We start from the raw sequence: 24410 nt of genomic DNA, 5'->3' as shown, positions 1-24410 counted from the left end.
GCACCATGAACAGCCCCACCGAAACCACCGATACCGAGGCCCTCCGTCGGCCAGTCCGCACCCGGATGGCTGATGGCCGTGAACTGTTGTATTTCTTCGACCATCCCGACCAGCACGAGGACTTCGTCCCCCCGGCAGACCTGCGCGAACTGCCCGAGCGGCCCGCCGCCGCCCGTCTGCGCCGGGACCCGCTGACCGGGGAGTGGGTTTCCTTCGCTGCCCACCGGCAAGGAAGAACCCATCTGCCCCCTGCCGACGAATGCCCGCTCTGCGCTTCGGCCCCCGACCGGTCCACCGAGGTTGCTGCAGCACAATACGACGTCGTCGTCTTCGAGAACCGTTTCCCCTCCTTCGGTCCGGGGCAGCACGAACACGATCGCTCCGATGCGCTGGGTGCCACCTACCCCGCTGAAGGCCGCTGCGAGGTGATCGCCTTTGGTGCCGATCATGAGGACTCCTTCGGCGACTTGGGTCCACAACGGGCCCGGACCGTCGTGGAAGCCTGGGCCCAGCGCACCGCAGAACTTTCGGCACTGCCGGGTGTCGAGCAGGTCTTCGCCTTCGAGAACCGGGGCGCCCAGATCGGGGTGACCCTGCACCATCCACATGGGCAGATCTATTCCTACCCCTATGTCACCCCGCGGACCCTCACCCAACTGGAGCAGGCACAACGGCACCGTGCAAAAACGGGGCGCAACCTCATGCAGGACGTGTTGGACTTTGAAGTGGGAGAAGGAACCCGGGTGGTGGAGCGGACCGAGCATTTCACCGTTTTTGTGCCCTTCGCCGCCCGCATGCCCATCGAGGTCCACGTGGTTCCGAACCGGCACGTGGCGGACCTGGCGGGACTGACCGGCGAAGAACGGGCCGATCTGGCAGAGGTCTACTTGCGTCTGATCCGTGGCGTCGACGCCCTCTACTTGACCCCTACCCCGTATATCGCCGCATGGTTCCAAGCCCCCGTCAGGCATCCGGGCGCCGAGGAACTGCGTCTGCACCTGCAGCTGACGTCCCCGCGTCGGGCGGAAGACAAACTGAAATACCTGGCAGGATCGGAAGCCGCGATGGGGGCCTTCATCGCCGACGTCACTCCCGAGACCACTGCAGAACGCCTGCGCGTGGCGCTCGGAACACTGAACGGAGCCACCTCATGAGCCAGCCGGACACCGAGGTCCTTGAGGCCCTTTCGGCGGCCTTCTCCACCCTCTTTGGCGGCCGACCAGATGGCGTGTGGGCGGCGCCCGGTCGGGTGAACCTGATGGGGGAACATACCGACTACAACGAAGGCTTTGTGCTTCCTTTTGCCTTGGAGAATAGTGCCCGGGTCGCCGTGACCCTGCGGCCCACGGGGCCGGCACGGCTGCGGGCAGCCTCCCTGCAGGGGGCAGATCCTGCCGGAACCGGGCAGGCGGCCCTGGCCGGCGAAATTGCCGAGGTGGATCTGACCGATCTTCACCCCGCAGGCGTCGCCCCCTGGGCCAGATATTTGGCAGGGGTCATGTGGGCCCTCCAACAGCGGGGGCACCCCGTGCCCGGGCTGGATATCCTGCTGGATTCGGACGTCCCGTCGGGGGCCGGGCTCTCTTCCTCGGCGGCCATTGAATGCGCGGTGGCCCTGGCCCTGGACGAACTGCTGGAGATCGGCATCGAACGCGAAGAACTGGTGTTGGTTTGCCAGCAGGCGGAGAACGACTTCGTGGGGGCGCCCACCGGGATCCTGGATCAGTCGGCTTCCCTGCTGGGCACTTCGGGCCACGCATTGTTTTTGGACTGCCGCAGCAGGGTCTCCCGGCAGGTGCCGCTGGATCTGGTGGCCGAATCCCTGGTGTTGCTGGTCATCGACACCCGCGTCGTCCACGCGCACGAGTCCGGCGGGTACAAGGATCTTGTTGCGGCCTGCGCCCGCGGTGCTGCAGGGCTGGGGGTGGCCGCACTGCGTGATGTGGGTCCCGAGCGGCTGCCGGAGGCCGCCGAGGTCCTGGACGCCCCGACCTTTTCCAGGGTGCGCCATATTGTGACCGAGAACCAACGGGTCCTGGAGACGGTGGCGGCATTGGAGGCCGAGGGGCCGCGAACCATCGGTGCCCTGTTGAACGCCAGCCACGCTTCGATGCGTGATGACTTCGGGATCTCCTGCGTCGAACTCGATGCTGCCGTCGAGGCCGCCCAGCAGGCCGGGGCGCTCGGAGCCCGGATGACCGGGGGCGGATTCGGTGGTTCGGCGATCGCCCTCGTCGATGCCGCCGCAGCGCAGACGGTGGGGGACGCGGTCCGTGAGCGCTTCGCCGCCGATGGGTACGGGAGTCCGGAGATCTTCGCCGTCCTGCCCGGCGCCGGCGCCCGGAGGCGGGACGGGCGGGCATGAAGAAGGCCCCGGCTTTCGGGGGGAGAAAGCCGGGGCCGGATTCATCACTCGCACCTGATGAGGTACTTAAAACACTAAGGTCCGAACCTAGTTGTTCGCTGTGCGTGCGGTGGGGGTTGACTGCAAACCACGGGTAATGTGGCGAGCGTCACCCACTCCTGAAACCCGCGAGGTGTTTTTAGTGCGCAACCGCACCGCTACCGATCAGCAAGGCACGGTCCTGTCACGGGCCATGCGTCCGGTCAACCATCTGGTCGAAAAGTTCATTCCCTCGGCGCTGGTCTTCGCCATCGTGCTGACCTTCATCGTCGCCGTCCTGGCGTTGGCCCTGACCGGTTCCTCCCCGGTACTGATTATCAAAAGCTGGGGTGACGGGCTGGCCGGGTTGCTGGCCTTCATGACCCAGATGGCTCTGGTGCTCCTGCTGGGATATATCCTGGCCAACACCCGTCCGGTCCGCAGGCTTCTGGGGTTTCTGGGCGGGATCCCCCGTTCGCCGATCCAGGCCTACCTCTTCGTCTTCCTCGTGGCGGCCGTCGCCTCGCTGATCACCTGGGGCCTCGGGCTCGTCGTGGGAGCCCTGCTCGCCAAGGAGGTCGCAGCCCAGGGACGCGAACGCGGAATGAAACTGCATTTCCCGATGCTGGTGGCCTGCGGGTTCGCCGGATTCGTTGTCTGGCATATGGGCTACTCGGGTTCGGGGCCGTTGACAGCAGCCACCCCCGACTCCTTCATTGCCGAGGAGTTGGGTGCACCGCTGCCGATCTCGGAGACCACGTTCTCGAGCTGGAACATGATTGCTGCCGTCATCACGATCGCCGTCGTCGCCCTGGCCCTGTTCTTGATTGCGCCCCGACAGTCGGACAAGATCGTGGAGCTGACCCGTGATGCTCGTGAAGCGGGGGTGGTCGTCGAGGAGGAGGTCCTCACACCCGCGGACCGTGTCGATGCCAGCCGGCTGCCCACCTTGCTGTTGGGCATCATGCTGGTGGCCTACCTGGTCATCCATTTCGCCCAGGGTGGGAGCCTGACCCTGGACATCGTGAACTGGTCTTTCCTGGCACTGATCTTGTTGTTGGTGCGCCACCCGTTCGAGCTGGTGGCCCTCACCAAGGACGCTGCCTCGAACGTCGGGGAGATCCTGCTGCAGTTCCCGCTCTATGCGGGCATTCTGGGCATCATGCAGGGGAGCGGGTTGATTGTGCTGGTCTCCAACGCCTTCGTGGCGATCTCGACGCCCCAGACCTTCGGGGTCTTGGCGTTCCTCAGCGCCGGAGTGGTGAACTTCTTCGTCCCCTCAGGCGGCGGCCAATTCGCCGTTCAAGCCCCGATCATGCTCACGGCGGCCGAACAACTGGGAGTGGACCCCTCGGTCCCGATCATGGCCGTGGCCTACGGGGATCAGTGGACCAACATGATCCAGCCGTTCTGGGCGTTGCCGCTGCTGGCCATCGCGGGGCTGAAGATGCGTGACATTCTCGGATACACCACGATCGTGCTGATCGCTTCCGGGCTGGTCTTCGCCGCGACACTGGTGATCGTCTCGCTCTAGGCGGGGGAAAGCGCGGAACATGATGAAGGCCCCAGTCCGGGCAGGACTGGGGCCTTGCTGTTTCATCACTCGCACCTGATGAGGTACTGATAACTCTAGGGGCCGAAACTTTGAGCTACCTGTATGCCGCGTGGGTATTGCCCGGGATCGGTGTCTCCGGCCGGGAGGCTACTCCCCGTCGGCCGTCGCGGGCTTGTATTCCTCGACGGCTTCCGGGTCCCGTCCGGTCCAGATCTTCACGATGGCCCAGCCGACGGCGGTCAGCGGGACCGACAGTACTGCGCCGACGACGCCACTGAGCACGGTGCCGACGGTCAATGCGAGCAGGATGACCAGCGCGTGCAGGTGCAGGGCCTGACCCATGACGACGGGCTGGAGGAAGTTGCCTTCGAGCTGGTTCACCAGGATCACCACGCCGAGCACGATCAGGGCGACCACGGGGCCATTGGCCACCAAGGCGACCAACGAGGCCAGGATGCCGGCGAAGGTGGCTCCGACGATCGGGATGAAGGCGGTGATGAAGACGATGGCCGCCAAGGGCAGGGCCAAGGGAACCTGCAGGATCCACAAGGCGATTCCGATACCTGAGGCGTCAACGAAGGCGACGATGGCCGTGCCGCGGATGTAGCCACCCAGGGTGTGGATGGTGCGGTATCCGCTGGCGCGCCAGTGGGCGTCATGGCTGCGCGGGACCCAGGACAGGAAGAAGGCCCAGATCTTGTCGCCGTCCTTCAGGAAGAAGAACAGGATCACCAGCAGGAGGACCAGCCCGGTGAAGAAGCTCCCGGCAGCCGAGATCCCCGACAGTGCGCCGGCGCCGAACTGCTTGCTGGTCAGGAAATCGGTGACGACACTGACGCCTTCATCGATCTGCTTTTGGCCGATCTGAATGGGGAGGTCCTTGGCCAGGTCCTGCAGTTGACCGAAACCCTCGACGGCCTGATCCACGAGCCCCGACCATTCGGCGCGCACGGCGAAGACAATGGCCGTGCCGATCCCGCCCAGGACCACCAAGGACCCCAGGAAGACCGTCCAGGCGGCCAGCATCGAGGAGAGGTGTCGACGCATGAACATCACCAGTGGCCACATGGCACTGGTGAGGATCAGGGCGATCAACAACGGAAGCACCACGACGCTCACCTGGGCCAACCCGACGACTGCCACACCGGTCAGAACGAGCACCAGCAGGATCTGAGCGGCCCGGGTGGCGTTGCGGCCCAACGCGTTGGACCACAGCAGAGCCACCCGGTCGGCGGGGGCCACCCGGGAATCCGCGGGCCCCAGCGCATCGAGCTGGGCGTGGCGCGCGCCGGGACTGACGGGAAGTGCCGGGGCAGAGCTGCGCCCGGAGCGGCGGCGGAATAATCGAAGACTCATCGGATGACCTCTGGTTTCATGACCACCACTCTAGGCGAGCAAACGGGCGCTGACCTGCTAATCCGCGATGTAGAACAGACGTTTGTTCACGAATTCGTCCATTCCTAGTGGGCCCAGCTCGCGACCGTAGCCCGAACGCTTGACCCCGCCGAACGGCAAGTCGGCGTCCTCGCCGATGCCGTTCACGTTGGCCATGCCGACCTGCAGCCGGTGAGCGAGCTTGCGGGCCCGCTCTTCATCGGTGCTGAAGACCGCGCCGCCGAGACCATATTGGGTATCATTCGCGAGCTTGATGGCCTCTTCGTCGGAGGAGACCTTATAGACGACGGCGACCGGGCCGAAGAGCTCTTCGCGGTAGGCCCGCATATCCTTGGTGATGCCGGTCAATACGGCAGGGGAGTAGTAGCAGGATGGTCCGTCATGGAGGGTTCCGCCGGCGTGCAGGGTGGCGCCCTTGGACACGGCGTCCTGCACCTGCTCGTGCACTGCCTCGGCTGCGGCGCGGGAAGACAGTGGGCCGAACGTACCAGCATCCTCCGTGGCCGGGTCCCCGGGAACCAGACCGTTGGCCTGCTCGGTGAGACCGGCCACGAAATCGTCGTAGATATCCTCCATGACGATCATGCGCTTATTGGAGTTGCAGGCCTGGCCGGTGTTTTCGATCCGGGTGTCCCAGGCCAGCTTGGCCGCTGCCTTGACGTCCTCGGAGTCCAGCACCACGTAGGGATCTGAACCGCCGAGCTCGAGCACGGCCTTCTTGAGGTTTTGTCCGGCCAACTGGCCGATGATGGCCCCGGCTCGCTCGGAACCGGTCAGTGAGACCCCCTGGATCCGCGGGTCGGCGATGATGTCGGCAATCTGATCATGGGTGGCGAACAAGTTCACGTAAGCACCTGCCGGAACGCCGGCATCGTCCATGATCTGGGCGATGGCCATGGCCGAACGGGGGCAGGTTTCGGCGTGTTTGAGCACGATGGTGTTGCCGAGCATCAGGTTGGGTGCCACGAAACGGGCGACCTGGTAGTACGGGTAGTTCCACGGCATGATGCCCAGCAGCGGGCCGACGGGCAACCGCTGGACCACGGCGCGGCCACCACCGATGGCGTTGATCTCCTGATCGGCGGCCAGGGTGGGGCCCTCGGTGGCGAAGTAGTTGAAGATGTCGGTGCAGAATTCGGCTTCGCCCTTGGACTCCGAGAATGGCTTGCCCATCTCCAGGGTGATCGTCGAGGCGAGCTCATCGGCACGTTCGGTGAACAGTTCGGCGACGCGCTTGACGACGACGGCCCGCTCGGCGATGGGCAGGGCGCCCCAGGATTCGTAGGCGGCCTGGGCGGCGTCCACGGCCTGAACGACCTGGGCATCGGTCGCGGTTTCGAAGGTCTCGACGACCTCGCCGGTGGCGGGGTTCTGCACGCGGTAGCCGGACGGGTTGGACTGCTGGGCGGTGGTGGTCACTGCCGGTCTCCTCTTCATTGAAACTCACGGCGCCCTCGGCGGAGGCCGCACGGACCCATCATGTCGCGGATACCCGGGTTTGTGAATCGAGTCACTGCATCTGCACATTTTGGCGGCCCTGCTTCAGTGCAAGGGCCCGGGATGCGGGTGGTGCGGTTCTAGAAGCTCGAGGAGCTGCCGGAGCCCGAGAAACTACCGCCGCTGCTGCCGTAGCCGGAGGAGGACGAACTCTGGGCGCTGGCCACCGATGCCTGGCCGGAGGTGTAGCCGGTGTTCATGGTGGCGGCGCTGAAGTAGAAGACCCCGGGGTAGGACGTGGTCAGGATGCTGGTCCTCCGGGCGCGTGGCCGGGTGGATTCTTCCTGGGCCTGTTTGAGCTCCTGGCGCATGAGTTCTTCCTCCGCGGTGGAGGAAGCGTGGGCGGTGATCGCCGCCTCGGCATGGGCCTGGAAAAGTTCCGAGAGTCGTGCACGGGTGTCCCGGAGGGTATCGAGCCCCTCGTCGGGGGTCATGCTGCCGTCGGCCAGGCCGGCACGCCAGGAGGGCAGGGCAGCCTGGATCTCATCGCGGAAGGACAGCAGCGATGCGGCAGTTGCTTCGTTGGGGTCCGCTGCGGAGGTCTTGAGCACCTCGTCGATGCCGTCAAGGTCCTCGCGCAGATCGCGGGTCTGGTTCTCCCACGCCTCGTCCCAGCTCGAGTCATGGTTCAGGAATGAGTTGGCGTCGGCGATGACATCGTCGAGCTTGTCCAGGGAGACGGCTGCCTCGGCGAAGGCCTCCGCCTGGCGGACGCCTTCGACGGTGGAGCGGACCCTGGTTGGCACCGTCTCAAGGTCGCGGCGTTGGCCGGTCAACTGGGTGTACCGGGTGCGGAACTCCCGATACCGCTCCAGGACCCGGGCACCGTAGGCGGATTCGGTGGGAATGGTCCGGGCGTTGAGTTCGGTGATGTCCAGGTCCATCGTCACGTTGGCGTAGGCCTCATCGCCCTGGGCGAGTGCTTCGGCAAACGAGCGCCGGTTCTTGCGTTGTTCGTTCAAGACCAACACCACCACGGCCCCGACCACCAGGACGCCCAGCCCGCCGAGGACGAACGTCACCGGGTGCAGGTACCACGGCCGGTTGATGATCCGTGCTCCGGCCTGGACCGCATCAATGGCCCCATCCGTCCACTGGGCGTCGGCCAGGAGGTCCTTCGCCGCATCCTGGATATCGGATTGGGCATCCATGCTGACCTTGCGGTCCTCGCCCAGGTAGGTGCCGATATGCCGGCCGTCAGGGTCGATGGCGACGATGAAGAGCCCGTCGGCCCACTTCTGTCTGTCGGCGCTGAGCCATTCGGGGTGGTGGTCCCGGGCGTAGGCCAGGACCCGCTCGTTGAAGATGTCATCCTTGGCCCCCCGTTGGGTGAGGACGACGACGGTGGTGGGGCTGCGGAAGCTGGTGTCCTTGATGGCCGGGACCAGCTTCGACTCGTCGAGGATGCCTGCGGTGTCCGTGACGACGACGTCCTTCGGGGGGTTTGCCTGGGCGGGCGAGCCGACGCCCACCAGGGCCGCCACGGCCAGCGCGGCCGCTGCCAGGAGCCGGGCCAGGCGGGCTCCCGCCGTCGTCGTTGGTTCCCTGTCCCTGACAGGTCGCAGGTCGGTGTTCACCCGGTGGCCTCCTCGTCGGTGCTCGGTTCCGCCGCCCCGACTAGGACTGGGAGAAACGGCGCCAGATATCCACGCTATCGGCACCGTTGGTGATCCCGTCAATGAGTTCCAGTTCCTCCGTGGAGAAGGAAGTGTTCTCCACGGCCGAGAGGTTCTCATCCAATTGCCGGGTCGAGGAGGCCCCGATGAGCACCGAGGTCACTCCGCCCTCGCGCAGCAGCCAGGCGATCGCCAGCTGGGCCAGGGTCTGACCGCGTTGTTCGGCCAGCCGGGCCAGCTCACGGACCGTGGACAGGTTCTCCTCGGTGAGCCCGGCCAACGAGGACCTGCCTCCGGAAGGGACCGCATTCTTGTCGTCCAGATATTTTCCGGTCAGTAGGCCCTGCGCCAAGGGGGTGAACGCGATCGAGCCCATCCCCAGTTCCTTCAGGGTGTCCAGCAGCCCGTCCTCGACCCAGCGGTTGAGCATCGAGTAGGAGGGCTGGTGGATCACCAACGGTGTACCGAGTTCACGGGCCACGGCCTTGGCGGCGGCGGTCCGCTCGGGGGAATAAGAAGAGATGCCGACGTACAGGGCCTTGCCCTGGCGGACCAGTTGGTCCAGGGCGCCCACGGTTTCCTCGATGGGCGTCTGGGGATCGGGGCGGTGCGAATAGAAGATGTCGACGTAGTCCAACCCCATGCGCTGCAGGGATTCGTCGGCGGAGGCACGGAGATACTTGGCCGAGGCCCAGTTCCCGTAGGGCCCCGGCCACATGTCGTAGCCGGCCTTCGAGGAGATGATCATTTCGTTGCGGTAGGGGCGGAAATCGGTGCGCATCATGCGTCCGAAGTTCTCCTCCGCCGAACCGGCGGGTGGGCCGTAGTTGTTCGCCAGGTCGAAGTGGGTGATCCCGTGGTCGAAGGCGTGGCGGAGGATTTCGCGCTGGGTGTCGAAGGTCCTGTTGTCACCGAAGTTCCACCACAGGCCCAGGCTCAGCGGCGGCAGCAACAGGCCGGAGTTGCCGACCCTGCGGTACTGGAGGTCGTCGTAGCGCTCGAGGGCGGCGACGTACGGATCGTGGGTTTCCGGGGTGCGCGGCGTGCGGACGTCATCAGCCATGGGGTGCTCCTGGGGATGGGAAGACAAGGTCAGCCCCATGCTACGCGGTGCCCGGGGCGTGACACCGCAGTGATCGATACCAGGCGGTGTCCCTTAGCTGACGAAGGGCAGCGCCCCCGCGAGGACGCCGATCATGAAGGCAGGCAGCGGAACCCACGACCACCAGGTGGTAGGAAAGCCGGGGTGTGAGGTGTCGGCAGCAGGCCGTGGTGGTGGCGCCAGGAACAGGCAGATCAGACCGAAGACCACTAACAAGACGGTCGTCACTGCCGCGCCGGCCAGCGTGTTTCCGAGGAAGACTCCTTCGGGTAGCGCCTCGGTGGCAGCCGCCTCGTGGAAGGCATCGAGGACGGAAGTGGCACTTGAGGTGCTTGGCAGCCAGCAGATGACAAAGAAGGCGATTGAAACCACCGCAGCGGCAATGGTCGTGAACCGTACCCCGGGACTGACAACCTTGCTTGCATCGGGGCGCATGAGTCGAAGCCAACCGAGGTAGGCGAGGATCGGAACGAAGGTGAAAAGCAATATGCCCGCGGCGAAGCGGATCAGCTGGATGATGGACAGGCTGCCTGTTTCGGCCATTTCCGCCCCGGTGATGTCCCCAGCGATGGACAAGACGGGAGCCCGGAAAGCCGCGAACCACAAAAGTGCCACTGCGGAGCCCACCAGCGCGGCGATGAGCCGGTTGCGGACAAAGGAGAGATAGGGGTTTCTCATGGCCATGACGTCGTAATCGTTCCTTGGGCTGGGGAGTGCTGCGGCATCAGTATAAGCGGGCCTGCCCGTAGCCAACGGGTAGGTAGGGGCGGCCACCATGGGGAGAACTCCCCATGGCGATGTCGGCCAGCTGTGCCATAACCTATATCTGAAACAGTAGCTTGTGGTCGCGCTCTCTCCGTGGCCCAGATCTCGGCGGAGAGGCACAACGCCCCATGACAACGTACGACCTGTCACCCGACGCTATGAACAACGTTGCAAGCAACGTTGAAGTCGAGCTCGATTTGCTTCCAGGGTTAAGGAAGACGCTGAGCAGCACCTTGGACGAGGCCGCGGAGGCTTGCAAGATGCAAGACATCACGGCTGCTCTGACCGGAGTGTGGAGCGAGATCCTTGCTTTCCAAGCCGAAGCGGCCCAGACCCGCATCGAGAATGCCTGTTCGGCCATCCGAACCACGGCAGCCGCCTATCGCAGTGGTGACGAGAAGATGATGGAGGAAGCATCGCGGGCCGCGGATGATGCCCCCAACGTGTTGATCGAAGACGGGAAGGACATCTGATGGGGCTCGATACAGCCGGTCTCGAAGGATGGCCGGACCCGGCTTCCATCAGCGCGGCAGCGGCGTCCGTGTCCACCGCCGGAGGCAAATACGACGACAAAATCGAAAACGCAGCTGATGATTGGACACCCATCGGTTCGGCCTACCGCCAGGGGGCTGGGCGTGGCGAGGTCCTGCGGGCGTTTTCCCCGGTCAAGGATCATGGCGAGGCCATTCGGACCGCTTCAGGGTTCGTGCGTGATGCCTTGGATGACTTCGCCGCGGATGTAGTTGCCCTGAAGGCACGCCGCAAGAACGTGCTGCTCCGGGTCGATGCCTTCAATACGAAAGTGGCAAACGATGAGGAAATGCTTGACTACGGCTACTCATCCGAAACCGGCATCCAAGCCACCATCGATGCCATCGCGCAGGACCTCAAGGACCGGGCCAACGAGTGTGCCCAAGCGCTCAAGGACATCACCATCAAAGCCAAACCAGGTGGGGGATTCCTCGCTTCTCCAGAGGGAGGGCTAGTCACTGGCAGCATCTCCAAATATATGAAGTTGAATGAGGTTGCTTCTTTCAGTTACACGGAATTGCACGTCAACGTCCAGACATACACATTTTCCCACCAAGACAAGAAGCTCCGGCCATGGGTTCGGTTGTGGAACAACGGCAAATTTGACCCCGGGGCGGGAGTTTGGCGCTATGACACCACGACCCACCACGTGACCGTGATCAGCATGGAGGAAATCGAGCGGAAGGGAACCTGGAAGCCGAACTGGACGCCGACTGATACTCGTTGGCGGCAATGGATCGAGGGGAAATCCAAGTGGTACGGGAACTACGCAGCCAACCGGGCGGGCCACTGGCAGCAGCCATCCAGCGCTTCGTGGCTGGATGATTTCAAGAATGCGGGCAAAGGAACGAAATTCCTCAAGGGAGGAAACGTCGCACTTTCTCTTGCGACCACGGGGCTGACATACGTCAACGAACGCGACAAGGAATATAATCGGCTGCTCCAAGAGAATCCAGGCTGGTCGGACGACAAGATTTCCGACCGTGCCCGGGAGGTGGGAGCAGTGAAGACCACCGCCAAGACAACAGTTGACTTTGGCGCGGGCATGGCTGGTGCCGCAGTGGGCACGATGATCGGCGGCCCGGTGGGGACCGTCATTGGTTTCGGCGTGGGTATGGGCCTGAGCTATTTGTCGAACAAGTCGGGGGCCTCCGATTTCGTCGCCGACAAGGCGGTTGAGGTGTGGGATGGTGCCAAGGATATGGGCGGGAAAGCAAAGGATTGGGTAGGAGGTCTCTTTGACTGAGCATGGTGCGAACGGGGACCGGCCCGGCGCGGCTGGTGGAAGCGACATGTCGGATGGGCCACTGGCTCGGCTTCGACTAGGGCTTGATGTCCCTGGACTGTGGACTGTTGTGGAAGTGGCGGACGCCGTCGTGGTTTCCCATCCCGACGTGGAGGGGTTTTTCCGACCAAATCTTGTCGTTCGGCGGACCCTTGATCATCGTTCTTTGCCGGAGATCTCCGCGGCTGCCCTCAAGACCGCTTTGCTGACGTTGGAGAATTGCCACGTTTTCGCAAATGAACCGATGATTTTGAATGGGCACCCCGCGCGAGCGCAGCGGTTTGTTTGTGACGCAGGAGGGTATTCCCTGGTCGTCGATCGGTGGCTGACAACCGATGGCGTCAGCGCGATTGAGCTGACGGCAAGCTATTCCGTGGTGCAGTCCCTGGACATGACATTGGCCATGTCCAATATCGCGGCTTCGTTACGGGTCGAACCATCGGAGGAAACGGAGGCAGGGGCGTCTCCGGCTGAACGCTCGCCACGCCTCGACGATTTTGCCGGTGGGGTTGCTGGCCAACCGCTGGAGACGCTGGACAGGTTCTCCAGCGGACAGCACTACGTTTCCGAGGGCCCCGTGCTCTCGCTGTCGACCATCAACTTTTTGACGGAGCGTTCAGGGGAGCGACGGGTGGGGCGGCTCGAGTGGAAACGGTATGCGAATGAGGTGGATGAGCTGCGACGTTCGGGACTGATGGACTCCTCGGGACGGTTTTCCGGGGAACTGCTCTCCTACCTCATCCCGGTCAGGACCTGTCGATTTACCCTGCAATGCGCGGGTGAGCAGCCGGGAGAGGGCAGTCACCTGACCCTGTGGGTCGGTGATGGTGCGGTGTTGGTCGCTGCCGGGTCGTCGCACGCGGCGCTGGTGTTCGGCAACCCGGAGGGCAGGGTTCCCGAGGGGTATGCACGGCTTGATCTGGTGGGCATGGAGGGGGTCCCCGGAGTCGTCGCTTCGTGGGCTGGAGTGGCTCCGGCCTATTCGGTTCCCGCCCGGAGCCCTGAGGTCCATGGTGAGGCACTGAACCGACGGATGGAAGGGAAGACCCCAGTCCCACGCGATGATGCGGCACTGAGGCGGATGTGGGATCAGCCCTGGTTCAGATGGTCATGGCGGATTGAACCCTTGGGTGCGGGAGCGGATCTGCTCAATGCGGCGGCGGCCGGCCACTATCTCCCTGTCGCCGTGGCGGATGGAGCAGTTGCCTTGGGCGCCCTGAAGTCCGGGGATCTGTGGGATGGGCTGGTGCACACCTATGTTTCGGCCCTAGCGGAGCTCCCTCCGCGGGAGGCATCGGGTGAGGCTCACCGGGGTGGGAACCAGCGCGGACGCGATTGAACGGCAGACGTTAAAGGAGTGAAGCACCGGCCATAGCGGACAAGGAGGCGACAAACCGCTATAACCGGTGCTTCTGATCACTCGCACCTTTGAGAAGGTTCCTTCAGCTTAACCAGCGAAACTTGGAGCCAGCTGTGCGCCCCGTGTCAGCTCGGTGGGAGTGTCTGGAGATTAGTAGTTCGACGGCGGATCGGAAGCCGGGAAGGACTCCTCTTCCCATTCATCAACCCGCTCGTCATCGTGGTCGTGTTGCGCCTGACGTGCCTTCTTCGCCGCGTCTTCCGCACTCTCGAGTGTGGTGTTCGGGCCGTCCGTGGACAGTCCCCCGGTATTTTCGCTCATGACGTCCTCCCTCGTTGACGGGGCCTATGCCACCAGTCTCGTCCCGAAAGAACAGGGTGTCGAGGGTGGGCCGCCGCTTAACGAGATGAGCACCGACTGGATCGATAGTTGGGGGGAATCATCGATGGTCCAGCCGGTGCTCTCATCACTCGCACCTTCAAGAGGTACTTAAAAACAATAAGGTCCAAAGCTTGGCGTTTGCTGGAAAATGCTGATCAGCCACGTGTGAATCACCGCTGGGTCGCCACCCATGTGCCGCCCGATAGCCTGTGGGGATGGTTGAAACGCAGAATCCCCGGGACGGAACCACCATCTCCTATGACGTGTCAGGGCAGGGGCCCGCGGTCGTCCTGCTGCACGGCTCGGCCCTGTCACGGGCCATCTGGCGCGGACTGGGCTACGTCAAGGCACTGGAGGGGTTCACCGTGGTGCGGATCGATCTGCGCGGACACGGCCGCAGTTCCAAACCACACCGCCCGCAGGACTACGCCATGGACCTGCTGGTCGACGACGTGCTGGCCGTGCTCGACGCCGAAAAGCTGGCCAGTGCCGCGGTCGTTGGCTATTCCTTCGGGGCGAGGGTCGGTTTCTCGCTGGCCGTGGCGGCGCCAGGGCGGGTCGAGAAACTCGTGACGCTCGGCGGGACCTTCAAGGCGCAGGGCGGCCAGATAGCCGACGTGTTCTTCGACGGCTATCTGGAAGCCCTGCGCACCGGCGGGATGCAGGCCTTCGTTGACGGGCAGCGGCTGGATCCGCAGACCCGGTTTGCCTTCATGAATAATGATGCCCAGGCCCTGCACGCCTACTTCGAACGCACCGAGATCGAACCCGGAATCGATGAGTCAGTCGTGGCAGGACTCGAGCTGCCGACCCTGGTGATCGCCGGCACCCGGGACCGTCAGCGTTATCTGGACTCCCGGGCCGCGGCGGACTTGATGCCTGCGGCCCGGTTCGTCCCTTTGGAGGGCCAGGCGCATGGTTCGACGCTGGCCGCAGTGGACGAGATCCTGCTCCACTTGCTCCCGTTCCTGAGCGAACCTGCTATTTATTGAAGGCCGAGAGTCCGGTGATCGACCGACCGATGATCAGTGCCTGGACGGTTTCGGTGCCTTCGTAGGTGTGGATGGCTTCGATGTCAGCGAAGTGACGGGCCACCCGGTTCTTCAGCAGGATGCCGTTGCCGCCCAGGAGGTCGCGGGCGTTGGAGGCGATCTGGCGTGCGGTGCGCGTGCACGTGTATTTGGCCAACGATGCCTGGGCTCCGGTGAGTTCGCCGCGTTCTTCGCGGCGGGTCATCTGCATCACCATCAGCTGCATGGTAGCCAGTTCCGAGTGCATGCGGGCCAAACGTTCCTGCACGACCTGGGCGGCCGCCAGCGGGCGGCCGAACTGCGTGCGCTGGGTGGCGTACTGCACCGCGGATTCGTAGCAGGCCATGGCATGCCCGACGGCGGACCAGGCGACTCCCAGCCGGGTGGCGAAGAGGACCTTGGCGGTGTCCTTGAAGGAGTTGGCCCCGGGCATGACATGGCTGTCGGGGACGAAGACGTTCTCCAAGCGGATATGCGCCTGCCAGATGGCGCGCAGGCTCAGCTTCCCCTCGATGGTGGTCCCGGTGTAACCCTCCCACTCCTGCTGCACGATGAAACCGCGGACGTTGCCCTCATCGTCGCGGGCCCAAACGACCGTGATGCCGCCGGTGGAGCCGTTGCCGATCCACTTCTTCTCACCGTTGAGGACATAGCCGCCGTCCACGCGCGTGGCCCGGGTCTCCAGGGACACCGAATCGGATCCGTGCGTCGGTTCGGTGAGGGCGAAGGCACCCAGGACTTCGGCCCGGGCCAGCTTCGGAACCCAGTGGGCGATCTGTTCTTCGGAGCCGCAGTAGGCGACCGAGCGCAGGGCCAGACCCGACTGGACGGCACCGATCGTGGCGACCGATCCGTCGGCGCGGGAGAGTTCCATGTTCACCAGTCCGGCGGCCAGGGTGCTCATCGCCGGGTAGCCGTCAACGTCGATGCCGTCGCGCAGCAGGTCGAGTTCACCCAGCCGGGTGGCCAAGTGGAACGGATAGTCGGCGCGGTCCCAGTAGTCGTCGATCTCCGGACGCACTTCGTCCAGCCCGAAACGGCGGGCGCGATCCCAATAGTCGCGGTCCTCCGCCGGGATGTTCTCCTGGTCGAAGAGGCCGGCTGGGTCGACATCGACCTCACCCCAGAGCTCGTACTCGGGTTCGATGACCCCGAGAGGGAATTCGGCCATCGGGCTGGCCTGCGTCGGCTGGGAGGAGGTGGTTTCTGAAGTGCTCACGGAGTGTCCTTCGGCTCTGCGTGGCCGGCCGTCGGAGCGTCGCCGGTCACGGGGAATCAATCCGTACCAGCATCTATGAAACTGCGGTTCAGGTCAAGACACCCAGTGTCAGAGGGTGGATGGTGGGTGGCCGGAGGGCTGATCGAGGGCACGGCGGACCGCCTCGATGATCTCCTCGGTGCCTGTGCCGCTGCTGGATACGGTGACGACGACGCCCGGAGATGGGCTGCCCTGTTGCGTCTCGGGTGCCTGTTCCTGGAGCCGCGGCACATGCAGGGCGGCCAGCTTCGCCAATTCGCTCACCAGCCCGGCACGCAGGCCGTCGTCACAGGTATTCAGCCAGCTGCGCAGGAAGGCGTTGTGCACGGCGACCACCGAGGCCGCATAGGAAGTGATGGCCAGGTTGACGTCGTCGAGTCCGGGTTCCACATCCAGGGCTGCACGGAGGCCGTGACGGAAGGCGCGTTCGTACCGGTGAGTGCTCACCAGCTCCCGGTCGCGCAGGGCGGGAACTTCCTGCAGCAGTTCGAAGCGCAGCAGCGAGGCTTGGGGCCGGCTGGTGTGGTGGTCGAAGACCCAGAGGGCTGCGGCAGCCAGCCGGTCGGCCAGCCGGCGCCCCGGGGCTGCCAGCTCGCGGTGGACTCCGGCAATGACGGTTTCCATATCCGCGAAGACCATGTCCTCCTTGGACAGGTAGCGGCGAAAGAAGGTGCTGCGGCTGATCCCCAGCACTGCTGCCAGCTGGTCCACACTGGTGGCATCGAACCCGCGTTCGACGAGCAGGCGGAGGGCTTCCTCGGGAACGGTGACGATGTTCTCCATGCCGGTGAATCTAGCACGGCCGGCACTCACCGCCGTGCCGCCTTCCGCCCCGCTGGGGGTTGGAAGAAGAGGCAGACCAGTGCCGCGAAGATGGCCACCAGACCCGGCAGGAGCAAGGACTGTCCCAGGGCCGTGGAGAATGCGCCGTGCAGGAATTCCGGGACCGCCTGGCCCATGGTGGCTGCCGGCCCGTCAGGGGTGGCGGAGGACCCGCCGCCCGCGCGCCCGGTGCCGGCCAGCGCCGCGGTGGACTCGATGCTGATACGTGACTCCATGATGAAGGCGATCAGGGCCGAGCCGAGGAGGGAGCCGACCTGGCGGGTGGTGTTGTAGACCCCCGAACCGGCACCTGCGTTGGTTTGACCCAAATCGCGGGTTGCCGTCAGCGAGACCGAGGGCCAGATACCGGCACTGCCGATACCCATGACCACCGGCGGTAGCAACAACACCCAGAAGGGGATGTCAGGGCTGAGGATCAGCCCGTAAACCACGATTCCACCACCGAAGAGCAGGAATCCCGGAACGGCCAAGAACTTGGGGTCGATCCGGTTGGTGAGCTTGCCGGCGAAGGGGGCCAGCACCCCCGAGACGATCGCCATGGGGGCGATCATCAGTGCCGAGAGCGTCGGGGAGAGCCCGCGCACGGACTGCAGGTAGAGGATCATCGGGAAGTTCAACGCGATGATGGCCAGACCCATCGCCGTGATCGCGATATTGGCCAGCGAGAAGTTCACGTTCCGAAACAGGCCCAAGGGCACCAAGGGCTCGCGCCGGTTGAAGCGTTGCCACAGGATAAAGCCAGCCAGGACGACGATTCCCGAGATGATCAGGCCCCAGACGGTGATCGGGCCGATGATCGTTCCCCAGTTATAGGTGTTGGCCTCCTGGATGCCGAAGACGATCAGGAACATGGCGACAGCAGAGAGCACGACGCCGAACAGGTCGAAGTTCCGGCTGTGCCGGGGCAGCTGCGGGACCTTGAGCCAGACCCTCCAGATGGCCAGGGCGCCGACGGGCACATTGACGAAGAAGATCCATTCCCAGCTCAGGGTGTCCACGAGTACACCACCGAGGATTGGTCCGGCCAGGGTGGCGACACCAGCAACGGCGCCCCAGACACCCATCGGGGCACCGCGCCGTTCCGCGGGGAACATGCGGGTGATGAACGTCATGGTCTGCGGGGTCAGCAGGGCGGCCCCCAGCCCCTGGGCCACGCGGGCGGCGATCAGCATCCCGATGCTGGGGGAGAGCCCGCACCACAGCGAGGACACGGTGAATAGGGCCAAACCGATCAGGTACAGGTTCTTGGGGCCGAAACGGTCCCCCAGCCGCCCGGCCACCAGAAGCGGAACCGCGAAAGCCAGTAGATAGGAACTATTGACCCAGATGACACCGTTGATTCCCGTATCCAGACCCCGCATGATCGCCGGCATGGCCGTGGCGACGATGGTGGAATCGACCAGGATCATGAAAAAACCGATGACGAGGGCCCAGAGGGCAGACCAAGCGGCGCGGTCGTCGGGGGCTGTGTGCGCGGGGGTCTGGGTGTTGGTCACCGATAGAGGATACTCCGGTGCCGGCGCACCTGCCGGATCAGTCCCAGCCCACGGTTCCTTCGATGCAGGTGACGACATCCCCGGCAACGAGGACTCCGCCGTCGTGCTCCGAGAGCCTGAGGTATCCGGCACGTCCGAGCCGGGTGCCTTGGCGCACGGTATAGGAGGGGGAGACGAGGCCCTCCGGGATCATCCACTGGGCGATACCCGCGTTGAGGCTTCCGGTGGCCGGGTCTTCGGGCATTCCCTCGCCCGGGCAGAAGGCTCTGACCTCGAAGTCGGCAGGTATGGGCCGGACCGCGGTTTCGAAGGCGGCGGCGTCTTCGGCGGGCAGGAGTGGTTCGAGTTCGGCGCGGGTACCCTTCGGGCGGTCCTCGGCCCTCTGTGAGTAAGGGGCTGCTTCGACCCCCGGGGCCAGATGGGGGCCGATCACCCCGATTTCCAGCCCCTCCAACGCCACGAAGTCAGGCTCCACAGCCAGTACGGCATCGGCGTCACGGAGCATCAACACCGCCCACTGAGGGCCGTTGGCCACCCATTGATGAGCCACGACGTCTTCTGCTTCCAGGCCCAATCCGGTCAGTGCCCAGTCCAGAACATCTGCTTCCAGGGGCCCGGTGCGGCGCAAGGGAGGGGAGAGGAAAGCCAACTGCTGCCGGCCCTCACCATCGCGGCCCACGGTGTGAACTTCGACGAGCCCGGCAGCGCATTCCTGGATGATCACCCCGGGGTGGCGCGGACGCCCGCCGGCTTCGAGCCAGGCATGGGCGGTACCCAACGTGGGGTGTCCGGCGAAGGGGAGTTCCGTCGTGGTGGTGAAGATCCGCACGCTGTAATCGGCTGCCGGATCCGTCGGTGGGAGGACGAAGGTGGTTTCGGCGAGGTTGGTCCAGTTCGCGAAACGCAGCATGGCCTCCTCGTCCAGACCTTCGGCGTCGAGCACGACGGCCAGGGCATTGCCCAGATAGGGGGTGGAGGTGAAGACGTCGACCTGGCGGAACTGTCGTTGGGGCATGGCGCCATGGTGGCACACCGAAGCCGGCGAGGGGGCTTCCCCGCCGGCTTCATGACGTGATGTTCAACGAGTCGAGGGCATCACCACCGGTGGGCGACGTCGATGACGAGACGAGATCCGGTCCCCGGACCGTCCAGGATGAAGGCGCGGAAGGGCAGTCGGGCGCGAACACCGAGGCCGAAGGACGTCTGGCCTTCGAAGCTACCCAGATAGGCCACCTGATCGAAGGTGCGGTAGTCGGAAACGTTGGCCACCTTGCTGCGATGGGCGGGGGCGTAGGAGGTGCTGGCTGGAGAGGGAAGGAGGATCTGCAGGTCGGCGGCACCGATCAGTGGCACGTGCTTGCCCTGGCCTTCGGTGTAGACGGCTTTCACGTACTTCACGTCGTATCCCTTGATCTTGCCCTTCAGGTCGATGACGAGCCGGTCGTAGCAGGCGTGCTGTCCGGTGCGCACCCCGGTTACCCGGGCCGAAGAAGAAGTTCCGTGGGAGTCGGCGAGAGAACCCCAGGTGATGCCGCAATAGGGGGAAGCAGCGGTGGCCGAGGCGGCGGGTAGTGCGGGGGCCAGCCCCAGGCCCGCGACCAACAGTGCGCCGGCTAGACCGACTTTGATGGCCTTCATGATGGTTTTCCTTCCAATGATCCTGCGGTGGATGATGCTCCATGGTGCTCCTCGAAACGGCCCCGCGGAAGAGGGTTAATCACGTTGGTGCATAAATGTGATCCCGAGATCGAAATACTCGGATTCCAGCACCGAACGGCCTCAAGGTGGCGGCGTTTTGGTCACGGGAAAGGGGGTGGATGGCGCCCGGCGTCGACCTGGTCACGAGCAGGGTTTTTGGCGTTCCGCGCCCGCCGCCCCGGATTCACCCCGCGTCGGCACCGATGGGGCGCGTCTGATGGTGCACGCCTGGTGAGCGGGCCCGCGTACTACCCGGAATTCGGGAATTCAACAACCCGGGAAAAGTGACAAGAATAACATCAACCTAAATGTGCGTTATCTACTCAGGGTGGGCTAAGTTGGACCGAAGTCCCATCCGGTGGCCCGCATGCTCGGCCTCATTCGAAGGAAAATATGTCCTCCCTGAAACTGCGCCTGGGGGCGCTCCTGGGCGCTTCTGCCCTCGCTCTGACCGCCTGCGGAGGAGCCTCCGAGGCTTCGGCCGATGCTTCCGATGGAGCGACGGTGAGCATCGAAGACAACAACGGAACGCAAGCGGTACCCAACCCCCCGGCCTCGGTGGTCGCCACCGACAACCGCACGTTCGAGACCCTCTCGGACTGGGGCGTGGAACTCTCCGCCGGTGCCGTGGCCCTGATGCCGGACACCATCGACTACACGAATGATGACTCCATCGTGGATCTGGGGAACCACCGCGAACCGGATCTTGAAGCCGTCGTGGCCGCGGAACCCGATCTGATCGTCAATGGCCAGCGCTTCGCCCAGTACCACGAGGACTTCGCCTCGCTCGTCCCCGATGCCACGATCCTCGAACTCGACCCCCGCGAGGGCGAACCCTTGGACGCAGAGCTCAAACGCCAGACCGAGGTGCTCGGCGAGGTCTTCGGCAAGCAGGACGAAGCACAAAAGATCAACGAGGACTTCGACGCCGCCATCGAGCGGGCGAAAGCCGCCTACGACGGCAGTGAGAAGGTCATGGCGGTCATTACCTCGGGCGGGGACATCGGCTACTCGGCACCCTCCAATGGGCGCACCCTCGGGCCGGTCTTCGACATGCTGGACCTGACGCCGGCACTGGAAGTCGAAGACTCCAGTGATGACCACCAGGGAGACGACATCTCCGTGGAAGCGATTGCCGATTCCAATCCGGATTGGATCCTGGCCATGGACCGCGATGCGGCCGTCGCAGCCGATGAAGCCGGCTATCAGCCGGCCAACGAGCTGCTGGATTCCTCCGCTGCCCTGAAGAATGTCACGGCAGTGAAGGAAGGCAAGGTCATCTACATGCCGGCCGACACCTACACCAACGAGGGCATCCAGACCTATACCGAGTTCCTCAACAGCTTCGCCGACGCCCTCGAGGGCTAACGGCGAGGACCACTCATGATCACCAGCACCACCGGACGTGACGTTGCCCAGAAGGGCCGGCTCTTCGAGCCTTCCCTTCTGGTCGGCGTCCTCGTCGTCGCTGCCCTGCTCGGATTCTCGCTGCTCACCGGTGTCTATGACATCTTCGGTGCACAGGACGGTGGGGAGATGTTCGCCATCACGCGGATCCCGCGGACGATCGCTCTGGTGCTTTCCGGGGCGGCGATGGCGATGTCGGGGTTGGTGATGCAGCTCCTGACGCAGAATAGGTTCGTCGAGCCCACGACGACCGGGACCACCGAATGGGCGGGGCTGGGCCTGCTGGCCGTGATGATCTGCGCCCCCGGGGCAGGCATCATGGCCAAGATGATCGGGGCCGTCGTTGCCGCGTTCATCGGCACGATGGTGTTCTTCCTCTTTCTGCGCAGGGTTTCACTGAAGGCTTCGTTGACCGTCCCGATTGTGGGCATCATGCTCGGCGCAGTCGTCGGGGCCGTTTCGACCTTCATCGCGTTGCAGACCGATATGCTCCAGAGCCTGGGCATCTGGTTCGCGGGTAGTTTCACCTCGGTGCTGCGGGGGCAATACGAAGTGCTGTGGATCGTGGCCCTGGTCGGGGTGGCCGTCTTCTGGGTGGCCGACCGCTTCACGGTGGCCGGACTCGGCGAGGAGGTCGCCACGAATGTGGGGCTGAACTACAACCAGATCATGCTGCTGGGCACCGGGTTGATCGCCGTGGCCACCGGCATCGTGACGGTCGTGGTCGGCAACCTGCCGTTCCTGGGGCTCATCGTGCCCAATATTGTTTCCATGTTCCGCGGCGACGACCTGCGCGGGAACCTGCCGTGGGTCTGCCTGCTGGGCATCGGCATCGTCACCGTCTGCGATCTGATCGGACGCACGATCATCATGCCCTTCGAAGTTCCCGTGTCCTTGATCCTGGGGATCGTGGGTGCAGTGGTCTTCATCGGCCTCCTGTTGAGGCAGCGTCGACATGGCTGATACCGCTTCCCCTTCACGGGTGGGTTCCTCCCTCCGGCACCAGAACCCGGATTCCGCCCCACGGAGCTCCTCGGCCTTTCCCACCAGGCGGGCGCGACGGCGGTACCTGATCGTGGTCACCGTATTGACCCTCCTCGCCCTGGGTTTCGGTGGCGGGCTGCTGATCTGGGACAACCCCATGCCCGCCGGATCGGCCGGCTATTGGCGGATCGCCGGGCTGCGCGGAACGAGCGTCGTGGTCATGCTCGTCGTCGCCTTCTGCCAGGCCATGGCGACCGTCAGCTTCCAAACCGTGACGAACAACCGCATCATTACCCCGTCGATCATGGGCTTCGAATCGCTGTATGTGGCGGTCCAGACTGCTGCCGTGTTCTTCCTCGGGGCTGCCGGGGTGACCGCGGTGCAGGGCCTGCCGCAATTCGTGGTGCAGGTGGCCATCATGGTGGGACTCTCGTTGGCACTCTATGGCTGGTTGCTCTCGGGAAAATACGCGAACATCCAGGTCATGCTGTTGATCGGCATCATCATTGGTGGGGGACTGGCCTCGGTGTCCACGTTCATGCAGCGATTGCTCTCACCCAGTGAATTCGACGTCCTTACTGCCCGCCTGTTCGGTTCGATCTCCAACGCCGATGCGGGCTACCTGCCGGTGGCGATCCCCTTATGCCTGGTCGCCGGAACCCTGCTGTGGGCGAACTCGCGGAACCTCGATGTCGTTGCGCTGGGGCGGGACGCCACGATCAACCTCGGCCTGGACCACCGACGGATGGTCATGCGGACCCTGCTTCTGGTCTCCCTGCTGATGGCCACCTCCACCGCCCTGGTGGGGCCGATGACGTTCCTTGGTTTTCTCGTGGCCACCCTCGCCTACCAAATCGCCGACACCTATGACCATCGGCTCGTCTTCCCCGTGGCCGTACTCATCGGGTTCGTGACCTTATCGGGGGCCTACTTCATCATGAAGAACCTCTTCTACGCCGAGGGCGTCGTCTCGATCATCATCGAAGTCATCGGCGGCTCGCTCTTCCTGTACTTCATCCTGCGAAAGGGCCGCCTGTGATCACCCTGAACGACGTCGGCAAAAGCTACGGCAATGGCACTGAGATCGGGCCGGTCAGCTTCGAGATCCCAGCGGGGGGCATCACCGCGCTGGTCGGTCCCAACGGTGCCGGCAAATCGACGCTGCTGACGATGATCGGACGTCTACTCGGCCTGGACTCCGGGGCCATCGAGATCGCCGGCTATGACGTTTCCAGTACGGCGTCGAAGGATCTGGCCAAGATTGTGTCGATTCTGCGCCAGGAAAACCACTTCACGACCCGGCTCACCGTGCGCCAACTGGTGGGCTTCGGCAGGTTCCCGCATTCGCGTGGACGGCTGACGGTTGCCGATGAGCAGGTCGTCTCCGAAGCCATCGACTTCCTGAATCTGCACGAGCTGGAGGGCCGATACCTCGACCAGCTCTCCGGGGGCCAGCGGCAGCGAGCCTATGTGGCAATGGTCTTGGCCCAGGACACCGAATACGTCCTGCTCGACGAACCGCTGAACAATCTGGACATGAGGCATTCGGTGCAGATGATGCAGCATCTGCACCGTGCTGCGCGGGAGCTCGGGAGGACCATCGTGGTGGTCATCCACGACATCAACTTCGCTGGGCACTATGCCGATCACATCTGCGCCGTGAAGGACGGGCGCATTGTTGACTTCGGGCCGCCGGAACGAATGATGACCAACGAGGTGCTGAGCCAGGTCTTCGACACCCCGGTGGAAGTCATTGAGGGCCCCCGCGGGCCGCTGGCCGTCTATTACTGAGCGGTAGGGTTTCTCACGCACTTGCGTAAACC

Annotated in this window: 22 protein-coding genes; 11 read left to right on the top strand and 11 right to left on the bottom strand. The window is 64.3% G+C overall.

Features of this window, described 5'->3' with window-relative positions; translation table 11 throughout:
• The first annotated feature begins 5 nt into the window (after window positions 1-5).
• The 3 genes from galT to FM101_RS03000 all read left to right on the top strand — a co-directional run bounded on the left by galT (window position 6) and on the right by FM101_RS03000 (window position 3917).
• Complete coding sequence (gene galT, locus FM101_RS03010; protein WP_086995423.1) at window positions 6-1154, top strand: galactose-1-phosphate uridylyltransferase; 1149 nt, start codon at window positions 6-8, stop codon at window positions 1152-1154.
• Window positions 1151-2365 (top strand): galactokinase, encoded by a 1215-nt coding sequence (gene galK / locus FM101_RS03005; protein WP_086995251.1) that lies wholly within the window; start codon window positions 1151-1153, stop codon window positions 2363-2365. The genes galT and galK overlap by 4 nt, the downstream gene beginning before the upstream one ends.
• Before the next feature lie 232 nt (window positions 2366-2597).
• Window positions 2598-3917, top strand: a complete 1320-nt coding sequence (locus tag FM101_RS03000; protein WP_086995420.1) for a short-chain fatty acid transporter — start codon at window positions 2598-2600, stop codon at window positions 3915-3917.
• 168 nt (window positions 3918-4085) lie between these two features.
• On the opposite strand, the gene FM101_RS02995 is transcribed toward FM101_RS03000, so the two are convergent.
• From FM101_RS02995 to FM101_RS02975, 5 genes are all read right to left on the bottom strand, one after another.
• Entirely contained in the window at window positions 4086-5294 is a 1209-nt protein-coding gene (locus FM101_RS02995; RefSeq protein WP_086995248.1) for an AI-2E family transporter, read from the bottom strand.
• Window positions 5295-5351: 57 nt separating this feature from the next.
• Window positions 5352-6770, bottom strand: coding sequence for an NAD-dependent succinate-semialdehyde dehydrogenase (locus tag FM101_RS02990; RefSeq protein ID WP_086995245.1), 1419 nt, complete (start codon window positions 6768-6770; stop codon window positions 5352-5354).
• A gap of 140 nt (window positions 6771-6910) precedes the next feature.
• Window positions 6911-8407, bottom strand: a complete 1497-nt coding sequence (locus tag FM101_RS02985; RefSeq protein WP_158225974.1) for a DUF5129 domain-containing protein — start codon at window positions 8405-8407, stop codon at window positions 6911-6913.
• Window positions 8408-8447: 40 nt separating this feature from the next.
• Window positions 8448-9509: an L-glyceraldehyde 3-phosphate reductase gene (gene mgrA, locus FM101_RS02980; RefSeq protein WP_086995239.1), complete on the bottom strand. Its 1062-nt coding sequence runs from the start codon at window positions 9507-9509 to the stop codon at window positions 8448-8450.
• Window positions 9510-9602: 93 nt separating this feature from the next.
• The gene (locus tag FM101_RS02975) at window positions 9603-10232 is read right to left on the bottom strand and encodes a hypothetical protein (protein WP_086995235.1); all 630 of its coding nucleotides are present in this window, start codon (window positions 10230-10232) and stop codon (window positions 9603-9605) included.
• A 209-nt stretch (window positions 10233-10441) separates the two neighbouring features.
• On the opposite strand from FM101_RS02975, the gene FM101_RS02970 reads away from it, so the two are divergent.
• The 3 genes from FM101_RS02970 to FM101_RS02960 all read left to right on the top strand — a co-directional run bounded on the left by FM101_RS02970 (window position 10442) and on the right by FM101_RS02960 (window position 13468).
• Entirely contained in the window at window positions 10442-10786 is a 345-nt protein-coding gene (locus FM101_RS02970; RefSeq protein WP_256382363.1) for a DUF6507 family protein, read from the top strand.
• The gene (locus FM101_RS02965) at window positions 10786-12090 is read left to right on the top strand and encodes a hypothetical protein (protein ID WP_086995230.1); all 1305 of its coding nucleotides are present in this window, start codon (window positions 10786-10788) and stop codon (window positions 12088-12090) included. The genes FM101_RS02970 and FM101_RS02965 overlap by 1 nt, the downstream gene beginning before the upstream one ends.
• 283 nt (window positions 12091-12373) lie before the next feature.
• Complete coding sequence (locus tag FM101_RS02960) at window positions 12374-13468, top strand: hypothetical protein (RefSeq protein WP_143269184.1); 1095 nt, start codon at window positions 12374-12376, stop codon at window positions 13466-13468.
• A 171-nt stretch (window positions 13469-13639) separates the two neighbouring features.
• On the opposite strand, the gene FM101_RS15695 is transcribed toward FM101_RS02960, so the two are convergent.
• Window positions 13640-13810 (bottom strand): hypothetical protein, encoded by a 171-nt coding sequence (locus FM101_RS15695; protein WP_179204209.1) that lies wholly within the window; start codon window positions 13808-13810, stop codon window positions 13640-13642.
• 275 nt (window positions 13811-14085) lie between these two features.
• Between FM101_RS15695 and FM101_RS02955 the strand changes: the two genes are divergently transcribed.
• On the top strand, window positions 14086-14862 hold the full coding sequence (locus FM101_RS02955; RefSeq protein ID WP_086995224.1) for an alpha/beta fold hydrolase: 777 nt from the start codon (window positions 14086-14088) through the stop codon (window positions 14860-14862).
• Here FM101_RS02955 and FM101_RS02950 read toward each other — a convergent pair.
• From FM101_RS02950 to FM101_RS02930, 5 genes are all read right to left on the bottom strand, one after another.
• Window positions 14852-16072, bottom strand: a complete 1221-nt coding sequence (locus FM101_RS02950; RefSeq protein WP_086995417.1) for an acyl-CoA dehydrogenase family protein — start codon at window positions 16070-16072, stop codon at window positions 14852-14854. The genes FM101_RS02955 and FM101_RS02950 overlap by 11 nt on opposite strands.
• 156 nt (window positions 16073-16228) lie before the next feature.
• On the bottom strand, window positions 16229-16942 hold the full coding sequence (locus FM101_RS02945) for a TetR/AcrR family transcriptional regulator (protein ID WP_086995222.1): 714 nt from the start codon (window positions 16940-16942) through the stop codon (window positions 16229-16231).
• Window positions 16943-16968: 26 nt separating this feature from the next.
• Window positions 16969-18411 carry a DHA2 family efflux MFS transporter permease subunit gene (locus FM101_RS02940; protein WP_241895482.1) on the bottom strand — a complete coding sequence of 481 codons (1443 nt, stop codon included), beginning with the start codon at window positions 18409-18411 and terminating at the stop codon, window positions 16969-16971.
• Between the two features lie 124 nt (window positions 18412-18535).
• Window positions 18536-19513: a PhzF family phenazine biosynthesis protein gene (locus tag FM101_RS02935; RefSeq protein WP_086995216.1), complete on the bottom strand. Its 978-nt coding sequence runs from the start codon at window positions 19511-19513 to the stop codon at window positions 18536-18538.
• An 80-nt stretch (window positions 19514-19593) separates the two neighbouring features.
• Entirely contained in the window at window positions 19594-20136 is a 543-nt protein-coding gene (locus tag FM101_RS02930; RefSeq protein WP_086995213.1) for an AMIN-like domain-containing (lipo)protein, read from the bottom strand.
• Between the two features lie 453 nt (window positions 20137-20589).
• Between FM101_RS02930 and FM101_RS02925 the strand changes: the two genes are divergently transcribed.
• From FM101_RS02925 to FM101_RS02910, 4 genes are read left to right on the top strand one after another with little or no spacing between them, the layout of a single operon-like run.
• The gene (locus FM101_RS02925) at window positions 20590-21564 is read left to right on the top strand and encodes a siderophore ABC transporter substrate-binding protein (protein ID WP_086995210.1); all 975 of its coding nucleotides are present in this window, start codon (window positions 20590-20592) and stop codon (window positions 21562-21564) included.
• Window positions 21565-21579: 15 nt separating this feature from the next.
• Window positions 21580-22566, top strand: coding sequence for an ABC transporter permease (locus tag FM101_RS02920; protein ID WP_086995207.1), 987 nt, complete (start codon window positions 21580-21582; stop codon window positions 22564-22566).
• Window positions 22559-23626, top strand: a complete 1068-nt coding sequence (locus FM101_RS02915) for an iron chelate uptake ABC transporter family permease subunit (RefSeq protein WP_086995205.1) — start codon at window positions 22559-22561, stop codon at window positions 23624-23626. The genes FM101_RS02920 and FM101_RS02915 overlap by 8 nt, the downstream gene beginning before the upstream one ends.
• A complete protein-coding gene (locus tag FM101_RS02910; protein ID WP_086995202.1) occupies window positions 23623-24378 on the top strand; it encodes an ABC transporter ATP-binding protein in 756 nt (251 codons plus the stop codon). The genes FM101_RS02915 and FM101_RS02910 overlap by 4 nt, the downstream gene beginning before the upstream one ends.
• Window positions 24379-24410 lie beyond the last annotated feature (32 nt).

Source organism: Arthrobacter rhombi, assembly GCF_900163545.1.
In the GTDB taxonomy this organism is placed as follows: domain Bacteria; phylum Actinomycetota; class Actinomycetes; order Actinomycetales; family Micrococcaceae; genus Arthrobacter_H; species Arthrobacter_H rhombi_A.
This window is presented reverse-complemented; position numbering and strand designations above follow the sequence as displayed.

Coding starts and splice junctions, on each gene's coding strand:
- galT (WP_086995423.1), top strand. CDS start 6: ATGAACAGCCCCACCGAAACCACCGATACCGAGGCCCTCCGTCGGCCA.
- galK (WP_086995251.1), top strand. CDS start 1,151: ATGAGCCAGCCGGACACCGAGGTCCTTGAGGCCCTTTCGGCGGCCTTC.
- FM101_RS03000 (WP_086995420.1), top strand. CDS start 2,598: ATGCGTCCGGTCAACCATCTGGTCGAAAAGTTCATTCCCTCGGCGCTG.
- FM101_RS02995 (WP_086995248.1), bottom strand. CDS start 5,294: ATGAGTCTTCGATTATTCCGCCGCCGCTCCGGGCGCAGCTCTGCCCCG.
- FM101_RS02990 (WP_086995245.1), bottom strand. CDS start 6,770: ATGAAGAGGAGACCGGCAGTGACCACCACCGCCCAGCAGTCCAACCCG.
- mgrA (WP_086995239.1), bottom strand. CDS start 9,509: ATGGCTGATGACGTCCGCACGCCGCGCACCCCGGAAACCCACGATCCG.
- FM101_RS02975 (WP_086995235.1), bottom strand. CDS start 10,232: ATGGCCATGAGAAACCCCTATCTCTCCTTTGTCCGCAACCGGCTCATC.
- FM101_RS02970 (WP_256382363.1), top strand. CDS start 10,442: ATGACAACGTACGACCTGTCACCCGACGCTATGAACAACGTTGCAAGC.
- FM101_RS02965 (WP_086995230.1), top strand. CDS start 10,786: ATGGGGCTCGATACAGCCGGTCTCGAAGGATGGCCGGACCCGGCTTCC.
- FM101_RS02960 (WP_143269184.1), top strand. CDS start 12,374: ATGATTTTGAATGGGCACCCCGCGCGAGCGCAGCGGTTTGTTTGTGAC.
- FM101_RS15695 (WP_179204209.1), bottom strand. CDS start 13,810: ATGAGCGAAAATACCGGGGGACTGTCCACGGACGGCCCGAACACCACA.
- FM101_RS02955 (WP_086995224.1), top strand. CDS start 14,086: ATGGTTGAAACGCAGAATCCCCGGGACGGAACCACCATCTCCTATGAC.
- FM101_RS02950 (WP_086995417.1), bottom strand. CDS start 16,072: ATGGCCGAATTCCCTCTCGGGGTCATCGAACCCGAGTACGAGCTCTGG.
- FM101_RS02945 (WP_086995222.1), bottom strand. CDS start 16,942: ATGGAGAACATCGTCACCGTTCCCGAGGAAGCCCTCCGCCTGCTCGTC.
- FM101_RS02940 (WP_241895482.1), bottom strand. CDS start 18,411: ATGATCCTGGTCGATTCCACCATCGTCGCCACGGCCATGCCGGCGATC.
- FM101_RS02935 (WP_086995216.1), bottom strand. CDS start 19,513: ATGCCCCAACGACAGTTCCGCCAGGTCGACGTCTTCACCTCCACCCCC.
- FM101_RS02930 (WP_086995213.1), bottom strand. CDS start 20,136: ATGAAGGCCATCAAAGTCGGTCTAGCCGGCGCACTGTTGGTCGCGGGC.
- FM101_RS02925 (WP_086995210.1), top strand. CDS start 20,590: ATGTCCTCCCTGAAACTGCGCCTGGGGGCGCTCCTGGGCGCTTCTGCC.
- FM101_RS02920 (WP_086995207.1), top strand. CDS start 21,580: ATGATCACCAGCACCACCGGACGTGACGTTGCCCAGAAGGGCCGGCTC.
- FM101_RS02915 (WP_086995205.1), top strand. CDS start 22,559: ATGGCTGATACCGCTTCCCCTTCACGGGTGGGTTCCTCCCTCCGGCAC.